Origin of the sequence: Mesotoga sp. B105.6.4 (genome assembly GCF_002896535.1) — a bacterium.
Classification (GTDB): domain Bacteria; phylum Thermotogota; class Thermotogae; order Petrotogales; family Kosmotogaceae; genus Mesotoga.
This window is the reverse complement of the sequence record NZ_JWIM01000157.1, coordinates 1-1,054: the sequence shown is the minus strand read 5'-3', so window position 1 is coordinate 1,054 and position 1,054 is coordinate 1. Positions and strand designations below refer to the sequence as shown.

The 1,054-nt window shown below is 42.8% G+C and carries 1 protein-coding gene; it reads right to left on the bottom strand.

Annotated elements, in window-relative coordinates:
• Positions 1–96: 96 nt before the first annotated feature.
• On the bottom strand, positions 97–840 hold the full coding sequence (locus RJ60_RS15350) for an IclR family transcriptional regulator (protein ID WP_103135304.1): 744 nt from the start codon (positions 838–840) through the stop codon (positions 97–99).
• Positions 841–1,054: the final 214 nt, after the last annotated feature.

The following is a 1,054-nucleotide window of genomic DNA, read 5'->3' as shown; positions in this document are numbered from 1 at the left end:
CCAGTGCAACAAATTCCTTTCTGTCCTTTTTTGTCCCGCTCGAGAAGACCCTTCCAACGTTACTTACAATTACCACCTGTTCACTCATGTCAACCTCTAGAAAGTGTATTTGCTGATGTCCACAGCAGTCTTTTTTAGATTGGCAACAATTTCCTCATTTATTCTCTTTGTACTGAATCTCTCTTTCGGCGCAATCGCAGTTATACTGGCGACAACGCTCCCTGCAGAATCGAAAACGGGCACCGCGACAGCTCTTAGTCCCGGCTCGAATTCCTCGTCGCAGAAAGCAAAGCCTTCTTGCCTAACTCTTTCTAGACGAGCCTTATAATCCTCTACCGGACAAGTCTCGATTTCAGGGTCATTAATAACGTGAGATTTACATATTAGGTCTAGCGCTCTTTCCTTGTCAATATTTGCGGCAATGGCCAACCCGGCAGCCGTGCAATGAACAGGAAGATAAACGCCAGATCTGGCCCTGAAACTGAAGACTCTGTCGCTTTCAACAGTCAACACGGAGGTTACCCCGTTTTCCGTAAGCTCACTTAGGAAGACCGTTTCATTAATCTTGTCTTTCAGCTCAACAAGACAATTCTTAAGGTTGACTACATTCATCTTTCTAGAGATCTCATTTACCAGGGGTATTATTCTTGGGCTAAATCTGTAGCGTTTGGCCTCTTCAAACTTAGTCAAGACTTCGCAGTCTACAAGATCGTTAAGTATTCGGTGAGAGGAGGACATAGGGAAACCGGATTTTCCCGACGCTTCCTGAACCGTTGTTCCGCTACTATCAGAATTGGCAACGATTTCGATCATTCTTAGCACTTTCTGGAGATAAGTCATATTCCACCTCGCGGAATAGTAATTCTGTTAAACAGAATTATCAACATTATTCTACACGGCCACCGTCATATCACCCAACGTTCCCTGAAGTGTTTATGGTTGATCAGAGATAATTATGCTCGATTAATGGTTGCAATCTTATGAATTCTTAATTTTTTGACTTATTAGGATGATTCGAAATGTTACTTTTCCGGAGTGTATTCTTGAAAGTTGA

Excerpts from the sequence above, each read along its gene's own strand:
- RJ60_RS15350 (WP_103135304.1), bottom strand. The coding sequence starts at position 840 with ATGACTTATCTCCAGAAAGTGCTAAGAATGATCGAAATCGTTGCCAAT.